We start from the raw sequence: 16,309 nt of genomic DNA on the forward strand, positions 1-16,309 counted from the left end.
ATTACTTCAGGTTGATGGCCTTCATTTTATTATACAAGGTTTTCCTGTCAATCTTTAATATCTCGGCTGCCCTGGTTTTGTTAAAATTCACTTCCCTTAAAACACGGATAATTGTTTCGTACTCGGCTTCAAGTGCGGCATTTTTTAAATCGTGCCTATTTTCTTTAGCCTCCGGTGCATCAAAAGATGAGGGCGACGAATGATTCGAATGCTCAAATGACGGCGTTTTAAAGTTCGATATCTCCAGCGGCAAGGCTTTCATGGTAATCTCGTTATCCTCGGCCAGCAGCGCTGCCCGCCTGATCACGTTTTTAAGCTCGCGGATATTGCCCGGCCAGCGGTAATTCATAAAACAATCAATAACCTCGGGCGCAAAAGCGTCTACATTACGGCCCAATTCGTTATTGGCTATTCTTAAAAAATGTTCGGCCAGCAACATAATATCACCGCCCCGTTCGCGCAGTGGCGGCATATAAATGGTAAATTCGTTAAAGCGGTGGTACAGGTCCTCCCTGAATTTGCCTTTACTAATGCCCTCCTGCAGGCTCTCATTAGTGGCTATAATAATACGTACATCAAGGTCAATTTCCTTGGTACTGCCTATCCTTTTAACCTTGCGCTCCTGAACAGTACGCAGCAGGGCGGCCTGTATCTCGTATGATAGGTTACCTACCTCATCCAAAAATAAAGTACCGCCGTTGGCCATTTCAAAGTGGCCTATCTTGGTATATAAAGCACCTGTAAAAGAACCTTTCTCGTGTCCAAAAAATTCACTTGCGGCCAGTTCTTTTGTTAACGAGCCACAATCCATAGCAATAAAAGGCTGGTTATGTCGCGGGCTGTTCAGGTGGATGCTTTTAGCAACCGACTCTTTACCCGTACCGCTTTCGCCTAAAATAATTACGCTGTAGTTAGTTGGGGCTACAAGCTCAATCTGCCTCAATAACTCTTTAGATGCCTTGCTGGTGCCGGCCACAAATTCACCGGCAAATACTTGTTTTTTGGTTTCTTTACTTTTTGACTTATCAGCAACTACTGTTGCGGCAGTTTCCGATTCTTCAACTAATGCGTAGTGGGTTTCAAAGGCTTTATTGATCGTATTTAAAATTTCGTCAGGATATAATGGCTTGGTGATGTAATCATAAGCGCCCATCTTAATAAGTTCGACCGCCATTTTTATATCCGAATAGCCGGTTATAATAATTACCCCGGTTTTTGGATAATGCGTCTTAATATTCCGAAGCATTTCGCGGCCATCGGTATCCTCCAGCCTGAAATCACAAAGTACCAGGTTATAATCGCCAACTTTAAGGGCTTCCATCCCGCCGGTACCGCTTGATGCAGTGCTTACATCAAAGCCGTTGCGGATTAAAAATTTAGATAGCAGTAAGGCTACATTAACTTCATCATCAATGATGAGAATTTTTTTCATATCGGTTACTACAGGTGGTAAAATGTATTAAAGGCGTTAAATTACAAACAATGTAGGGATTTGTACGATTTTATTAAACTATAGTTGTCTCATTGGTTAAAAAAATACCACAAAAAGCAAAAAAAGGCAGCCATAACCGGCCGCCTCTTTCGTTTTTTCAGGTAAAAGTAGGATCGATATTAAAAACCGTAAGCTACACGTACACCTATAAAATTCACCTTGCTTGCATCAACACCAGTTGTATATTTGGTAGTTGCTTCGTAACGTACACCGGCATCAATAAAGCTGCTTTTGCTTACCGGGAACTGAACGCCAATTTGCGGAGCGTAAACAAACGCAGTTGATTTGTTGGCACCCAGATCAGATTTGTTTAACAAAAATGCTGCACCTGCTTCACCCTGCACGTAAAAATTCTCGATAGGGAAGAATTTTAAACCGGCCTTAACTGGCAATAATTTAAAATCGGTAACATCATTGGCAGCAACGCCACCAACATTCTTTTTGCCAAAAACATTGTTGTAACCTGCATTAATAGTTACAAATAACTGTTGTTTGTAAACCGGGATATCTGCCTGTAACGATCCGCCTAAGTTCCATTTGTAATTATCTTTAAAGTTGCCTACAGGAATACCCGCATCAACGCCAATGCTGTAACGAATGCCACCCGGGGTGGTTGTTGTAGTAGTAGTTGTTGTGGTAGTAGGTGTTGTTGTTTGAGCTGATGCGCCAAGACCTAAGCCGGCAAAAGCTAAAATTAAAGCTGAAATTTTGAATGAATTTTTCATAACCATTGTTGTGTTTTGATTTTGTTTTGTTTTAAACACAGGGCAAATTAAAGCACCAAAACATATATCATTTTTCATCCCAAAGTCATGAGTATTTAACCGTTTGATTGACAATAATTTATTTTTTGACCGATGCAGTACAATAGTCAGATCACTGTAAAATAGCTTGCCAATTGCTTTTTTACTGTCAGAATTAACACTGGCTTAACATGGGATTTGGGATGGCAGAAAGGTGTTTTCTGCGCAAAACGCCGCAATGGCTACGAAAAGTCAAATTAAACTGCGCCTTAATTCTGATTCTAACCGCTTGATTCTTTTTCCGGGCATTACCTGCGGCCCGGGCTATGCTCATACTACACGGGCCTTAGCCACATTGGCCGGTATCCGCGACGATCCCTAATGCACTTGTCTGAACCACGATTCGTCGGATTTATCAGATTCTTGATTTATTTGAAAATTTGATGATTTGAAAATTTGAAAATGGCGAATAAAACAACTCCCCGATGACTGTGTCCCCACAGGCATCTTTGCAATATGCTATCTGTTTGCGTAAAATATGTGCTATGGCCCTGGGGACACGGCCTGTGGGGAAAGCCTGTCTCAAATCTCATATCTAACATCTCATATCTATTATCTCCCCTTAAACTCCGCTTTACGTTTCTGTAAAAATGCGGCAACTCCTTCTTTAAAATCTTCGGTGCCAAAACATTTCCCAAATTCATCTATTTCCGTTTCATAGCCGTTTACCCCATCGGTTAAGCCGGCGTTAACAGAGCGGATAGCAGCAGAAAGGGCCAGCGGGGCCCTTGATATAATTTTCAACATCAACTCTTCGGCTTTTGCTAACAAGGTTTCCTGGCTAACTACATGTGTAACCAGGCCATATTGCAATGCATCAGCAGCGGTAATCATATCGGCGGTTAATATCATCTCCAGCGCTTTGCCTTTACCTATTAATTGGGTAAGGCGCTGTGTACCACCGTAGCCGGGTATCAGGCCAAGTGTTACTTCGGGCAAGCCCATTTTGGCAGTTTCGGCTGCTATCCGAATGTGGCAGGCTAAGGCCAATTCCAATCCGCCGCCTAAAGCGAAACCATTTATTGCAGCTATAACAGGTTTGCCGCCGTTAGCAATCAGGTCAAAAACATCAATTTGATTATTGCGGGCCAGGGCTGTACCGCTTTCGGCATCAAGGTTAACAAATTCGCCGATATCTGCGCCGGCAACAAAGGCCTTGGCGCCTGCCCCTGTTATGATGATGCCGCTTACCTGTGGGTTATGAAAAGCATTAAAAAAGGCAGTATGCAATTCGGCCAGGGTGGCCTTGTTAAGGGCATTAAGCTTGCTTTCACGATTTATAGTAACGTACTCTATGCTATCTTTCGTTTGTGTCAGTATGTTTTCAAATTCCATTGGTATAGCTATTTAAAAATTTCGGTGCTGGTGCACCCAATCGGTAATGTATTTTACAATATCCTGCGTATTGGTGCCGGGAGGGAAAAGTTCACCTACCCCCTGCTCTTTCAGCGCAATCATATCATCATTTGGGATAATACCGCCGCCGGTTACCAATACATCATCCATCTGCTTTTCTTTTATCAATTTCAATATCTTAGGAAAAACTGTCATATGCGCTCCGGATAGTATGGAAATACCAATGGCATCCACATCCTCCTGCAGGGCGGTATTTACCACCATTTCGGGCGTTTGGCGCAGGCCGGTATAAATTACTTCCATCCCTGCATCGCGCAGCGAGGTAGCTATGATGCGTGCGCCGCGGTCGTGGCCGTCAAGCCCCACTTTTGCAACAAGAACTCGGATGGGTCGGTTAAAGGTATTGCTCATACATTGTAAAAGTAATAAGAACGAAGTATAATATCGAATAATGAATTTTGAATACCCCTCTTACTGCACACACCGCAAAATATTGCGCATCCTGCAAGAGTCGCCGTTGCAGCTATATCATTATTGTTTGCAATCCCGTTGGCGGATACCCGAATAAAATCACAAAACAACTTTGTCAATCTTAAATAAACCTCTCACAAATAATCTTATTTTTACTCCATAACTAAAGGCAAATAAATATCAATGTCAACAAAACCAATAGTAACCGGCCTGATGGCCTATGGTATGTCGGGCCGTATTTTTCACGCGCCGTTTTTATCAACTAACCCTGGCTTTACTTTTAAAGCTGTTGTAGAACGCCATGAAAAAAAGGCGGGCAAAGTATATCCGGATGTAGTTAGCTACAATACCGTAGATGAGTTGCTGAATGATGATGAACTTGAGTTGATTATTGTTAATACACCAAACAATACGCACTTTGACTATGCCACGCGGGCGTTAAATGCGGGCAAACATGTGCTGATAGAAAAACCGGCAGCGGTTACTTCGGCAGAAGTGAAGGCACTATTTGATTTGGGCAGGCAACTTGGTTTAAAAGTAATGATTTACCACAACCGCCGGTATGATAGTGGTTTCATCTCCGTAAAAAAGGTAATTGAAAGTGGTCGCCTTGGCGAACTGATAGAGGTGCATTTCAGGCTCGACAGGTACCGTATGCAAATCGGTGTAAAACAATTTAAGGAAACTAAAGAAACGCCTGGCAATGGCTTAACTTATGATTTGGGGGCGCACCTGGTTGATAATGCTATCAGTATTTTTGGCCGCCCGTTGGGTTACGTAAAAACAACGGCCATACACCGGCCGGGCTCGCAGGTAGATGATTATTTTCACATTCACTTAAGTTATCCCAACCAATTAAATGTGTATCTAACATCGGGCCTGTTGATTGCCGAACATTTGCCGGGCTTTGTTGTACATGGCACATTGGGCAGTTTTGTGAAGCTGCGTACAGATGTACAAGAAGCACAACTTGACGCCGGAATAATGCCGGATGCAGCAGGTTTTGGTGTTGAACCCGAAGGTAGCGAGGGTAAACTGGTGTTGATGGGAGTTGATAATGAGAAAACTATAGAGTGGGTTCCGTCAGATAAAGGTAATTATAATGGTTTATTTGACGCCGTATATCATACAGTACGCGAAAATGCGTTATTCCCGATAACCGAAGAAGATATAGCCTGGCAGATAGAATTGCTGGAAAGCTAAAAATATCGTAACTATGCTTTAATGAAAATTTATATCAACATAATGAAAAGAATATGTTTGTTGCTTTGCCTTATTGTGGCCGCCGGCTGTAGCCAGGCGCAAACCATGCCTGCCAATAGCAAAATTGCACCATATCACATATTAACTACCGACAGCGTTTACGTAACGCCTGCCGACCTGAAAAAGAACAAGCCGGTGATGGTGATCTATTTTTCGCCGGATTGCAGCCACTGCCAGCACCTGATGTATGATTTAAAACCCGAACTGGATAAGTTAAAAGGGGTACAAATTGTAATGATCACTTTTGTGAACCAGCTAAAGGCCATACAGGTATTTCAGCGCGATTTTGATTTGGCTAAGTATCACAATATCATTATAGGTACCGAAGGGTATACTTACGTAGTGCAACGCTATTACCACGTGCAAACCACACCGTACATTGCCATTTATGATAAAAACGGAAAACTTGCCCAGGCTTACGATAAAGTGCCCAAAATTCCGGTGCTGATGGAGGCGATTAAGAAGGTATAATTTTTAATTTGAGAATTTGAAGATTTGAGAATTTGAAAATGGGTTGTTATAGTTCAACTTTTTAAAAATCTAATCTTCAAACTATATTAAGCTTGTAACAACGAGCCCAAAAAACGATGTTAAGCAATTTGAAAATGCCCTTATAATTCAATCATAAGGGCATTTTCAAATCTTCAAATTACCAAATCTTCAAATTATTGTTGCTGCTGCTGTTGCTGCTGAATAATCTCCAAATGCCTTTGATAGCTGTTTTTAGCTGTGTTATCGGTGGCGCGATGCTCTATGGCATTATCATGATGGGCTTTATCGTCAATATTTGTAAAAGTACTCTCGTCATCATCTACACTAACCGCTACTTCAAGTTTATGTCCGGATGTACCTTTGTAAACGCCTTTTACCGGCGAGCAATCTGAAAAATTACGACCAACGGCCAAACGCACATGGGTTTCATTGGCGATGCAATTATTGGTAGGGTCGATACCCAGCCAGCCATAATCGGGGATGTAGGCTTCGGCCCAGGCATGGGTGGCGCCTTCGCCGCGCATGGTACTGCTATTGGTACAAATATAACCGCTTACGTAGCGTGCAGGTATTTTTAACAGGCGCAGCATCACCATTAAAATGTGCGCAAAATCCTGGCAAACACCGGCTTTTAGTTTCCAAACCTCGTCAAGCGTAGTTTCAACAGTGGTTACGCCCTTAATATATTCAAAGTTTTGGTACACGTAGCTGCAAAAACGCAGCGCTATCTGGAATGGTGTATCATCGTAAGCGCGTTCCTGCTCAACAATAACCTGTAGTTCGGGCAAGCCTTCAAAATATTCCTGCTTCAAAAAGTCGATATAGGGCACCATGTACTGGATGTGCTTAAGATATTCCCACTGTTGGTCTGGGAAAATATCTGTAACAGGTAATGGTCGCTGCCTGGTTGTAACGCTTAATTTTGAATTGATAACCATTACCGAATGTGGTTCGCTATAGGTAAAGCTACCAATTTCATTGCCGTAGTAATCAATATGGGTATCTACCACCGGGTTGCCGGTTATATGCAGCTCATGGTGTGTTACATCCTGGTATTCGTCCTTAATAGGATAAAGAACAATCTGGTTGGCGCTGTCGCGTACCATCCCTTCGTAACTGTATTTGGTAATATGCTGTATCTTAAAGTCGGGCATGAGTTTAATTATTTAATTTGAGAATTTGAAGATTTGAAAATAACCTTTAGGTCAACTAATTCAGTCTTCAAATCACTCCCTATTCTTCATCTTCAAATTTTCAAATCCTCAAATATTCAAATTATCAAGAGTTTGCAAAGTAATATTCATTTAATGAGTTACCAATGCCATAAAGTTCTTTCCTGGTTTGTGTCAAAAATAAATGCAGCCCGTCATCGCGGATGCTCTTTACCGAACTGTACTTGATCCGGCTTTGCAACCTGCCTATCTGGAACGACATTTCGCGGAAGGTATCTACGTTACTGTCATTTTTTAACCTGTCAAAATAGCGGTGTATGTTATTTACCGAGTAGATAACCGAACGGGGGAAGTCATTATTCAAAGCCACCTGTTCCAGTACGTTTTCTGCCTCAAAACCCTCGCGATAGGTTTTTATATACAACTCATACCCACCTAATGACAGCAAAAGATGTTTCCAGTAGGTGGTGTCCGTCAGCAGGTCTGGATTGTCGCTTACCGAGCTGAATTTGGTATCCAAAATATCTACCGATTGTATGGCGCGCTCCAGGTATTTGCCAATATTCATAAAGCTCCGGCCCTCGCCACGCTCCATGGTAATCTCGGCAGTGCCATAGTAAAGCATTACTTGTTTTATCAATATATCAAGCACGCCAATAGGGTCCTCGCGCTGCAGGGAACGCTCCAGGCGCGAATCTTTTACAGTATGATAATACTCGTTAAGGCATTGCCAAAGGTCCTTTGGAATGTGTTCCTGTACGCCACGGGCGTTTTCCCTGGCCAGGGTAATAATGTTCAGTATCGAGTTAGGGTTGTTTTTACCCGTAACCATGTATTTTAAAACCGCCCGGCTGTCATTCTCCAGTTTTTCAATTTCCGTCTCTTTAATTCCGGCAAAAATCCTGATCACCGGCTCCCAGGTAAATTCCTGTACAGTATCCTGCGATGAGGCATAATTAATTTTGAGCATCCGCAGCATACCATCGCTGCGCTCAATGTAACGGCTTAACCAATAAAAACTTGCTGCAACCCTGCTTAACATATTAGCCCTTTAAGCCCCCTAACCCCCTAAAGGGGGAATGATAAGGGGATGTTTATTTAAAATTTAACTATACTATTTTCACTCCCCCTTCAGGGGATTGGGGGGCTTTTACGCCAGCACCCAGGTATCCTTACTTCCGCCACCTTGCGAGCTATTAACCACCAGTGAGCCTTCTTTCAAAGCCACACGGGTCAATCCGCCAGGTACAATCTCAATGCCATCAGGCCCGTACAATGCGTAAGGCCTTAAATCAATGCGACGGGGTTTTAATGAACCCTGCATATAACATGGCGCTGCCGAAAGGCTGATGGTAGGTTGTGCTATAAAATTACGCGGATCTTTCAGTATTTCTTTCTTATACTCTTCAATTTCCTCTTCCGATGCCGCGTGCCCCATCAGCATGCCGTAGCCGCCGCTGCCGTTGGTTTTTTTAACCACCATTTTATTCAGGTTTTTAAACACATGTTCGCGCTCGTCGGGGTTGCCCAACTGGTGGGTAGGTACGTTTTTCAGGATCGGCTCTTCGTTTAGGTAGTACCTGATCATATCCGGCACATACACATAAACCGCTTTATCATCAGCCACGCCGGTACCAATAGCATTCACAATGGCCACATTGCCCTTGCGGTAAGCCCCCATAATACCTGCTACACCCAGCATACTTGCGGGGTTAAACACCAGGGGATCTAAATACTCATCGTCCACCCGGCGATAAATAACATCTACCTGCTGCAAGCCTGTAGTGGTTTTCATATAAACCTTGTGGTTATTTACAACCAGGTCGCGCCCTTCCACCAGTTCAACGCCCATCAGTCGGGCCAGGGTGGTATGCTCAAAATAAGCCGAGTTATAAATACCCGGGCTTAACAGCACGATAGTGGGGTTTGAGATTTGCCTGGGCGATAGGGCCAGCAAGTTTTTATACAATATAGTAGGATACTCCGTAACGCTCCGCACGCCGCATTGGGGTAGTAAATCCGGGAATAAGCGTTTGGTAATTTCGCGGTTTTCCAGCATATAGCTTACGCCCGATGGGGTGCGCAGGTTATCTTCCAGCACATAAAAAGTACCATCTTCGTCGCGGATCAGGTCGATGCCCGAGATATGTACATAAATATCATAAGGTACCTTTAACTGGTACATCTCGCGCAAAAAGTGCGGGCACGAGTAAATGATATCTATGGGCACAATACCATCCTTTACAATAAACTGGTTATTGTAAATATCTTTTAAAAAATGATTTAAAGCAGTAAGGCGCTGCTTAATGCCTTTTTCAACAAAAGCCCATTCGCTTGCAGTAATAATGCGCGGGATAATGTCAAAGGGAAAAATCTTTTCAATGCCTTCGCCACTATTATACACCGTAAAGGTGATACCCTGGCTCATAAAAAGACGTTTGGCCAACTCTTCTTTTTTGTTCAGATCGTCGGCCGATTCCTGCGAAATATATTCTATTACCTTACGGTAATGCTCACGAACATTGCTGTCCAGACCATACATTTCGTCCCAAACACCACTTATGGGGTTATATTTATCAAAATAAGCTGATTCCTGCATATGAAATTGTGAAGATTTGAAGATTACTAATCAGTTATTTTTTAAAAATGTAATTTATGAAGTGTTTTTGATAAAAAAGCAAATTATTTTGAATTTTTTGCGATTATTTTAACTGATTTTTCATTTTTAACAAAGTTTATGTATTGATATGGCAATTTATCCCTATAAAACTTGCTTCCAAAGCCTGATTTTCTTTATCTAAAATATTAATCATCAGTAATGTATCTTTGCATAAACCTTATACCGTTATCCATGTTATTTCAAATCATTAAAAAATATAACTTGCTATTTGGAGCTGTGTTGCTGTTGCTCCCGGGTTGCAATAATAACAAACGGGTAAAAGGCTCATTGCCCGCTAAAGCAACAGCTAAGTTCAACGCGGTTGGTACCGTATCAGAAAATTTTAATATATTCTTCAATAGGTTTAGCACCGATTCTGTATTTCAAATATCGAGGATCGAGTTCCCGCTAAAGTTAACGATAATTGGCGGCGAAGGCGAAAGTGATACTGCAAAATTTATCAAAAAAAAAGATTGGCTGTTTGCCCATGCGCAGCCCGAAAAAGATGTAATCGCCAGGCCGAAACAAACGGGTAAAGCCAAGGCCGATATTCACTTTTTTATTGAGGATACAGGCTTTTCGGTTTATTATTACTTCGTTATCAGGAAGGGAAAATGGTGGATGACTTCAATCAGAGATGAATCCGATTGAAGTGTTATGGCGTTTCAGCCGCTGGTAGAAGCGGCTGCCGGGCTATTCATTGCAAGTCCTCGCAAGCCCTTCACTCACATCCCCGCCCATGCTCCGGGCTTTTCATTGCTATCCCTAACGCTCAAATAATTGAAGGCAACAATACCTTTGCCTTTTTAAATAATATTCTGATTTTGGGCATATCAAAAATATTCTGCTTAATTTGGTAGTAAGCTTACAATAAGGCTTGCCCTATTTAAACCATCCAGTTTCAAGCTTTTCGGTTTTTTGAACATGAAAACTATTTTAGGTATTATCATTTTCCTGGCAAGTTACCGCTCTGTATCGGCGCAAACTTCTGTTTTGGCCGATAATGCCGACGATGGCTGTAAAATAAAGTTCGAAAAGATAAAATCGAAAATTGATGCCAGGCGAAAAAAGTACGAGTTTAATGTTCAGGAATACAAAGATGGCCTGTTTTGCAGCGAATGCGGCCGCACCAAAAGTGAAATTGAAGAGCGCGCCCATTTAAGCTTTAGCCAGCATATCCGGGATGGCGCAACCCATAACCGCCGTGCGCTGATTGCTACGCATGAGCTATATCACGACCTGTATATTGAATACATCATTGATTATAATGATCTTAAAAAAGAATATGATGATAAGTATAACGATTGCGGGGGCGATAATTCATCGCTGGCTTTACAAACGATAACCGATCAGCAGTTTCAATTATATACAGTTGAGCTTAGCGGGGATGTAAACAGGTATAATACACAGACGGAATTGATCTGGATTGATTATAATTTTTATTATGCCTGGGTAATGCGAATCGATATTATCAGGTGGCAAACGGTTACAATTAAAACCACCTCATTTGCCGGGAGTAATTATAAAGTTAAGCCCGGCAATGCCGGCGATGCTATTTCGCAGGCAGGTAATATGTTAAATAATTATATACAAACACTGGTTGATAAACAACGTGCTGTTTTCCTGGGACAAGGTGCCCGGTTTTCTTTAACTCAGGGTAATGTGTTTGCTATTAAACAGGAGAAATAAGGGGCTTGTTCACTTTCAACTTTGTAAACTAAAGACAATCTATCCTGAATGTTTTTCAGGACGAGCCGAAGTGTTGCGTTGCGCAACAGGTGAAACAGTTAAAAACTACATCTGTCTATTAATCAATAAATTACTAATTGTCATAAAATTAAAACCGCAACAAAACCGCAACACCTGGGCGAACCGGCCTTAATATGAGTTCAAAAAAAGGCCCGGTAGAAATCCACCAGGCCCTTACTGTAGTTAAGCTGGAATAGCTTAGTGTTTTACCTCATGAATTTCTTCTTCCCTGAACAATTTAGCGCTAAAGAAATCATTGTTCATACGGGCAATGTTGGTCAGCTTAATCTCTTTAGGGCATTCGGCTTCGCAGGCACCAGTGTTGGTACAGCTGCCAAATCCTTCTTCGTCCATTTGGGCTACCATTGATTGTACGCGGCTGTAACGCTCTGGCTGGCCTTGCGGCAATAAGCCCAGTTGGGTAACTTTTGCAGATACAAACAACATGGCCGAAGCATTTTTACATGCTGCAACGCAAGCACCGCAACCAATACAGGTAGCCGAGTTAAATGCTTCATCGGCAATAACTTTAGGGATAAGGATGGCATTACCATCGGTAGTTACACCTGTATTTACCGAAACATAACCGCCTGCCTGCTGAATCCTGTCGAACGCCGAACGATCAACTGCCAAATCCTTCACAACCGGGAATGCCGAAGCTCTCCATGGTTCAATGGTGATGGTTTCGCCATCATGAAATGTACGCATGTGTAGCTGGCAGGTGGTAACACCACGCTTTGGCCCATGCGGGTGTCCATTAATATATAATGAGCACATACCGCAAATACCTTCGCGGCAATCGTGATCAAAGTTAATTGGCTCATCACCTTTATGGGTCAAACTTTCGTTAACAACGTCAAGCATTTCCAAAAATGACATATCAGGCGAAATATTTTCAGCCTTGTAAGTCACGAATTTGCCCGATGTTTGAGCATTTTTTTGACGCCATACTTTCAGCGTCAGGTTCATATTTCCGTTCATTCTAATTAGATTTGAGATATGAGATTTCGTTGTTAGTATCAAGTCGCAAGTATCAAGTATCAAGATTTTTTTCTGTCTTGATACTTGATACTAACTACTTGCTACTAAGCATAATTCCTTTGCGATAAATGAACTGCTTCAAATACCAGTTGTTCTTTGTGTAATTCCTCCGGTTGGTTTTCGCCTTTAAATTCCCAGGCTGCTACAAACGCGAAATTTTCATCATCGCGTAAAGCTTCGCCATCTGGTGTTTGCGACTCAACCCTGAAGTGGCCACCGCATGATTCGTTGCGCATTAACGCGTCGTCAACCATCAGTTCGCCAAGTTCGATAAAGTCGGCAATACGGCCGGCCCTTTCCAGTGAAGCGTTTACTTCTTCATTTTCACCGGTGACAATGGCGTTAACCCAGAAATCGGCCTTCAATGCCTGAATTAAACCTTTGGCTTTTGTTAAACCTTCTGCAGTACGGGCCATACCGCAATATTCCCACATGATGTGGCCAAGCTCGCGGTGATACTCGTTTACGGTTTTGTTGCCTTTTAAAGCCAGTAGCTTGTTGATATAAGTAACTACATCCTTTTTAGTAGCTTCAAAAGCAGGGTGCGATGTATCAACCTTTTTAGGGCCAATTTTAGCCAGGTAATCGCCAAGGGTATAAGGAATCACAAAATAACCATCAGATAAGCCCTGCATCAAAGCAGAAGCACCCAGGCGGTTTGCACCGTGATCGCTAAAGTTACATTCGCCCAAAGCATATAAGCCAGGTACGGTTGTGCCCAGGTTATAATCAACCCAAAGGCCACCCATGGTATAGTGTACAGCCGGGTAAATACGCATTGGTTGTTTGTAGGGGTTTTCATCCGTAATCTGTATGTACATATCAAACAGGTTACCATATTTGGCCCTAACGGTGTCTTCGCCCAAACGCTTGATCGCGTCAGCAAAATCAAGGAATACTGCAAAACCCGAGCCACCTACGCCCTTACCTTCTGCAACCATTTCTTTGGCGTTACGTGAAGCCACATCGCGTGGCACAAGGTTACCAAAGGCTGGGTATTTACGTTCCAGGAAGTAATCGCGGTCGTCCTCTTTTACCTGGTCGGCTTTGATTGTTCCTTTGCGCAGTTGCTCGGCAATTTCCACGGTTTTTGGCGCCCAAACACGGCCGTCGTTACGCAATGACTCAGACATCAGCGTAAGCTTCGACTGGTGATCGCCGGTTACCGGGATGCAGGTTGGGTGAATTTGGGTATAGCAAGGGTTACCAAAGAATGCGCCACGTTTGTGAGCCCTCCATGCAGCGGTTACATTTGAACCTATAGCATTGGTTGACAGGTAGAATACGTTGCTGTAGCCGCCTGTACATAACAATACCGCGTGACCGGCATGGGTATCAATAGAGCCTGTAATCATGTTACGGGTAACAATACCTTTGGCATGGCCATCAATGGTAACTACATCCAGCATTTCGGTACGGGTGTACATTGTTACTTTCCCGGCGTGTATCTGGCGGTTTAATGCCGAGTATGCGCCTAAAAGCAATTGTTGTCCCGTCTGACCACGTGCATAAAACGTACGTGATACCTGCGAACCACCGAATGAGCGGTTATCCAGTAAGCCACCATATTCGCGTGCAAAAGGAACACCCTGTGCAACGCACTGGTCGATGATATTTACCGATACTTCGGCAAGGCGATATACGTTGCCTTCGCGGGCGCGGTAATCACCACCTTTTATAGTGTCATAAAACAAACGGAACACACTGTCGCCGTCGTTCTGATAGTTTTTTGCAGCGTTGATACCACCCTGTGCCGCAATTGAATGCGCACGACGTGGGCTATCCTGGAAACAAAAAGCCTTTACGTTATAGCCAAGCTCGGCCAATGAGGCTGCTGCTGCCGCGCCTGCCAAACCGGTACCTACAACAATAATGTCGTATTTACGCTTGTTGGCCGGGTTAACCAGCTTCAGGTCAAATTTATGCTTGCTCCATTTTTGGGCTAATGGGCCTTCTGGAATTTTAGCATCTAAACTCATTTCTTTTATATTTTATATTAGTGAGTGGTTGATTGGGTTGATTAGGTGAGTGGTTTAACGCACTTCTATTTATTCAACTTACTCAACCAAATCCAACTCAATTAATTTAACAAACCAACTATTTAACGTAAGTAAAATAGTAATATACAGGCATAGCGGCAAAGCCCAGCGGGATAATAACCGCAAAAAACCAGGTGCCAATAGCATATACAATAGGTGTGTATTTACGGTGTACCCAGCCCAGCGTGCGGAAAGCGCTCTGGAAACCATGCAACAGGTGGAATGATAAAGCCCCCATCGCAATCACGTAAAATATTACATACCACCACTGGCTAAAGCTGTATACTACCCGTGCATGCAAATCTTTCACGCGTACAATTTCTACATTGTTTTCTACCGAAACAGAATGGCTGAAATCTTCTGACACCGGTGTGTAAACAGATTCGGTTGTTTTGCCTGTTGCCAGATCGGTACGGTACTCCTTAAAAGCAACATCATTGGTGTATTTATACTTGAACCAAAAATCGCCCATGTGAATAACGATAAATAACAGGAGGATTGAACCCAAAAGGCCCATGTTTTTTGACGACCAGGTAGCATCAGATTTTGGCTGGATAGCATAACCTACCGGACGTGATTTGCGGTTTTTAACCGTAATAATTAATGCGTAAACCGCGTGTACCACTATAGACAGGTATAGGATATAGGCGATTACTTCAATTGGTGCAAAATGTGTAAGAAAGTTGGCATACACATTAAAACCAAAACCATTATCGTTGCTAAATAGCAACAGGTTGCCCCCAAGGTGTACAATAATAAAAGTACACAAAAACAAGCCTGTTAAAGCCATGATCAGCTTTTTGCCCAGCGATGAGTTAAAGGTTTGTTTAATTTCGCTCATTATGAATTAGATTTATTTTGGCAAAAGTATCTATTATATGCCAAAAGATATAAATGCATCCGGCTTATTAACCCCTAAAAAGTTATTTAGAATCAATCTAAGAAATTACAATGCAATTACACAAAATTACGGCTGTAAATAAAGGCTAAGTTGCCATGCATCAGGCTATCGCGACTACTTTATCTTTCAATACAGCAAAAATCTTATCGGCCTGCCGGCTGTGGATGGCTATTTTGCCGGTGAATTTACCAAATGACGGGAATATTGCCTGCCTATTGCCAAATGCAAAGCAGGGTAAGGTAATGCTTTGCCTGCCTTTGCCACTCAGGTTTACACCAGGATGGATATGGCCGCAAAAAACATAGCCGCCCGCGTTTTGCAGTTTATCGTCCGTCAAGGGATGGTGTAGCATCAGGAAGGGGCTAATCAATAATTCGTCATACAGTTCGATATTGAGTTTTTGGTAGTTACTGTCGGCTATAATATCATGGTTGCCCCTTATCAGGATGATTTGCAATCCCGGAAACTGGCTGCGCCAAAGGATAAACCAATCCCAATCATTATTCATTTCGCTATGAAATAGATCGCCAAGAAAAATGAGCTTTTCGGGTTTGTACTCGTGCACCAGGTCCGACAGAGTGGCCAGGTCGCTTTGTTCCATATCCCGGGGCACAGCTATGCCCGCTTTACGGAAATGCCCTACTTTACCAAAGTGCACATCGGCTATTATTAAAGCTTTTTGCTGTTGCCAGTAAATGGCCTTTTGGGGTAACAGTAAAAGATCCTGGTTGAGTAAATTAAAGGGAGTAGCCACACTAATCATCATAACAAAAACAAAGTTAAGAATTTATTTGAGGGCAACTTGATAAGCTCGCGTAATTGAATATGCAAGGGTGCGGCTTAATTTTAATATTTTCAATCACCTGTAACA

Annotated in this window: 16 protein-coding genes; 5 read left to right on the plus strand and 11 right to left on the minus strand. The window is 42.7% G+C overall.

Annotated elements, in window-relative coordinates:
• Nucleotide 1: 1 nt before the first annotated feature.
• Both AC1RM2_RS08015 and AC1RM2_RS08020 read right to left on the minus strand, forming a co-directional pair.
• The gene (locus AC1RM2_RS08015) at nt 2–1,432 is read right to left on the minus strand and encodes a sigma-54-dependent transcriptional regulator (protein WP_492984487.1); all 1,431 of its coding nucleotides are present in this window, start codon (nt 1,430–1,432) and stop codon (nt 2–4) included.
• Between the two features lie 179 nt (nt 1,433–1,611).
• Nucleotides 1,612–2,217: a hypothetical protein gene (locus tag AC1RM2_RS08020; RefSeq protein ID WP_492984488.1), complete on the minus strand. Its 606-nt coding sequence runs from the start codon at nt 2,215–2,217 to the stop codon at nt 1,612–1,614.
• Nucleotides 2,218–2,473: 256 nt separating this feature from the next.
• Between AC1RM2_RS08020 and AC1RM2_RS08025 the strand changes: the two genes are divergently transcribed.
• On the plus strand, nt 2,474–2,617 hold the full coding sequence (locus AC1RM2_RS08025) for a hypothetical protein (protein WP_492984489.1): 144 nt from the start codon (nt 2,474–2,476) through the stop codon (nt 2,615–2,617).
• Nucleotides 2,618–2,847: 230 nt separating this feature from the next.
• On the opposite strand, the gene AC1RM2_RS08030 is transcribed toward AC1RM2_RS08025, so the two are convergent.
• The gene (locus AC1RM2_RS08030) at nt 2,848–3,630 is read right to left on the minus strand and encodes an enoyl-CoA hydratase/isomerase family protein (RefSeq protein WP_492984490.1); all 783 of its coding nucleotides are present in this window, start codon (nt 3,628–3,630) and stop codon (nt 2,848–2,850) included.
• A 12-nt stretch (nt 3,631–3,642) separates the two neighbouring features.
• Nucleotides 3,643–4,062 carry a cobalamin B12-binding domain-containing protein gene (locus tag AC1RM2_RS08035; protein ID WP_492984491.1) on the minus strand — a complete coding sequence of 140 codons (420 nt, stop codon included), beginning with the start codon at nt 4,060–4,062 and terminating at the stop codon, nt 3,643–3,645.
• A 243-nt stretch (nt 4,063–4,305) separates the two neighbouring features.
• Here AC1RM2_RS08035 and AC1RM2_RS08040 point away from each other — a divergent pair, with 243 nt between their 5' ends.
• Together AC1RM2_RS08040 and AC1RM2_RS08045 are read left to right on the plus strand one after the other, a co-directional pair.
• Nucleotides 4,306–5,325, plus strand: coding sequence for a Gfo/Idh/MocA family oxidoreductase (locus tag AC1RM2_RS08040; protein ID WP_492984492.1), 1,020 nt, complete (start codon nt 4,306–4,308; stop codon nt 5,323–5,325).
• 42 nt (nt 5,326–5,367) lie between these two features.
• Entirely contained in the window at nt 5,368–5,856 is a 489-nt protein-coding gene (locus AC1RM2_RS08045; RefSeq protein ID WP_492984494.1) for a TlpA family protein disulfide reductase, read from the plus strand.
• Nucleotides 5,857–6,050: 194 nt separating this feature from the next.
• Here the strand turns inward: AC1RM2_RS08045 and AC1RM2_RS08050 are convergent, their stop codons facing one another.
• The 3 genes from AC1RM2_RS08050 to AC1RM2_RS08060 all read right to left on the minus strand — a co-directional run bounded on the left by AC1RM2_RS08050 (nt 6,051) and on the right by AC1RM2_RS08060 (nt 9,648).
• Complete coding sequence (locus AC1RM2_RS08050; protein ID WP_492984495.1) at nt 6,051–7,031, minus strand: transglutaminase family protein; 981 nt, start codon at nt 7,029–7,031, stop codon at nt 6,051–6,053.
• Nucleotides 7,032–7,155: 124 nt separating this feature from the next.
• A complete protein-coding gene (locus AC1RM2_RS08055; RefSeq protein WP_492984497.1) occupies nt 7,156–8,091 on the minus strand; it encodes an alpha-E domain-containing protein in 936 nt (311 codons plus the stop codon).
• A gap of 108 nt (nt 8,092–8,199) precedes the next feature.
• Entirely contained in the window at nt 8,200–9,648 is a 1,449-nt protein-coding gene (locus tag AC1RM2_RS08060; protein ID WP_090643501.1) for a circularly permuted type 2 ATP-grasp protein, read from the minus strand.
• Between the two features lie 252 nt (nt 9,649–9,900).
• Here AC1RM2_RS08060 and AC1RM2_RS08065 point away from each other — a divergent pair, with 252 nt between their 5' ends.
• Both AC1RM2_RS08065 and AC1RM2_RS08070 read left to right on the plus strand, forming a co-directional pair.
• Nucleotides 9,901–10,359: a hypothetical protein gene (locus AC1RM2_RS08065; RefSeq protein ID WP_492984499.1), complete on the plus strand. Its 459-nt coding sequence runs from the start codon at nt 9,901–9,903 to the stop codon at nt 10,357–10,359.
• A gap of 273 nt (nt 10,360–10,632) precedes the next feature.
• Nucleotides 10,633–11,397: a hypothetical protein gene (locus AC1RM2_RS08070; protein WP_492984500.1), complete on the plus strand. Its 765-nt coding sequence runs from the start codon at nt 10,633–10,635 to the stop codon at nt 11,395–11,397.
• Between the two features lie 258 nt (nt 11,398–11,655).
• On the opposite strand, the gene AC1RM2_RS08075 is transcribed toward AC1RM2_RS08070, so the two are convergent.
• From AC1RM2_RS08075 to pdeM, 4 genes are all read right to left on the minus strand, one after another.
• Nucleotides 11,656–12,438, minus strand: coding sequence for a succinate dehydrogenase/fumarate reductase iron-sulfur subunit (locus tag AC1RM2_RS08075; RefSeq protein ID WP_492984501.1), 783 nt, complete (start codon nt 12,436–12,438; stop codon nt 11,656–11,658).
• A gap of 104 nt (nt 12,439–12,542) precedes the next feature.
• Nucleotides 12,543–14,477 (minus strand): fumarate reductase/succinate dehydrogenase flavoprotein subunit, encoded by a 1,935-nt coding sequence (locus tag AC1RM2_RS08080; RefSeq protein ID WP_492984503.1) that lies wholly within the window; start codon nt 14,475–14,477, stop codon nt 12,543–12,545.
• A 118-nt stretch (nt 14,478–14,595) separates the two neighbouring features.
• Nucleotides 14,596–15,378 (minus strand): succinate dehydrogenase cytochrome b subunit, encoded by a 783-nt coding sequence (locus tag AC1RM2_RS08085; RefSeq protein ID WP_492984504.1) that lies wholly within the window; start codon nt 15,376–15,378, stop codon nt 14,596–14,598.
• Nucleotides 15,379–15,538: 160 nt separating this feature from the next.
• On the minus strand, nt 15,539–16,204 hold the full coding sequence (pdeM, locus tag AC1RM2_RS08090) for a ligase-associated DNA damage response endonuclease PdeM (RefSeq protein WP_492984505.1): 666 nt from the start codon (nt 16,202–16,204) through the stop codon (nt 15,539–15,541).
• Between the last annotated feature and the right edge of the window lie 105 nt (nt 16,205–16,309).

It is taken from the genome of Mucilaginibacter sp. GW822-FHT03E02, from assembly GCF_058801545.1.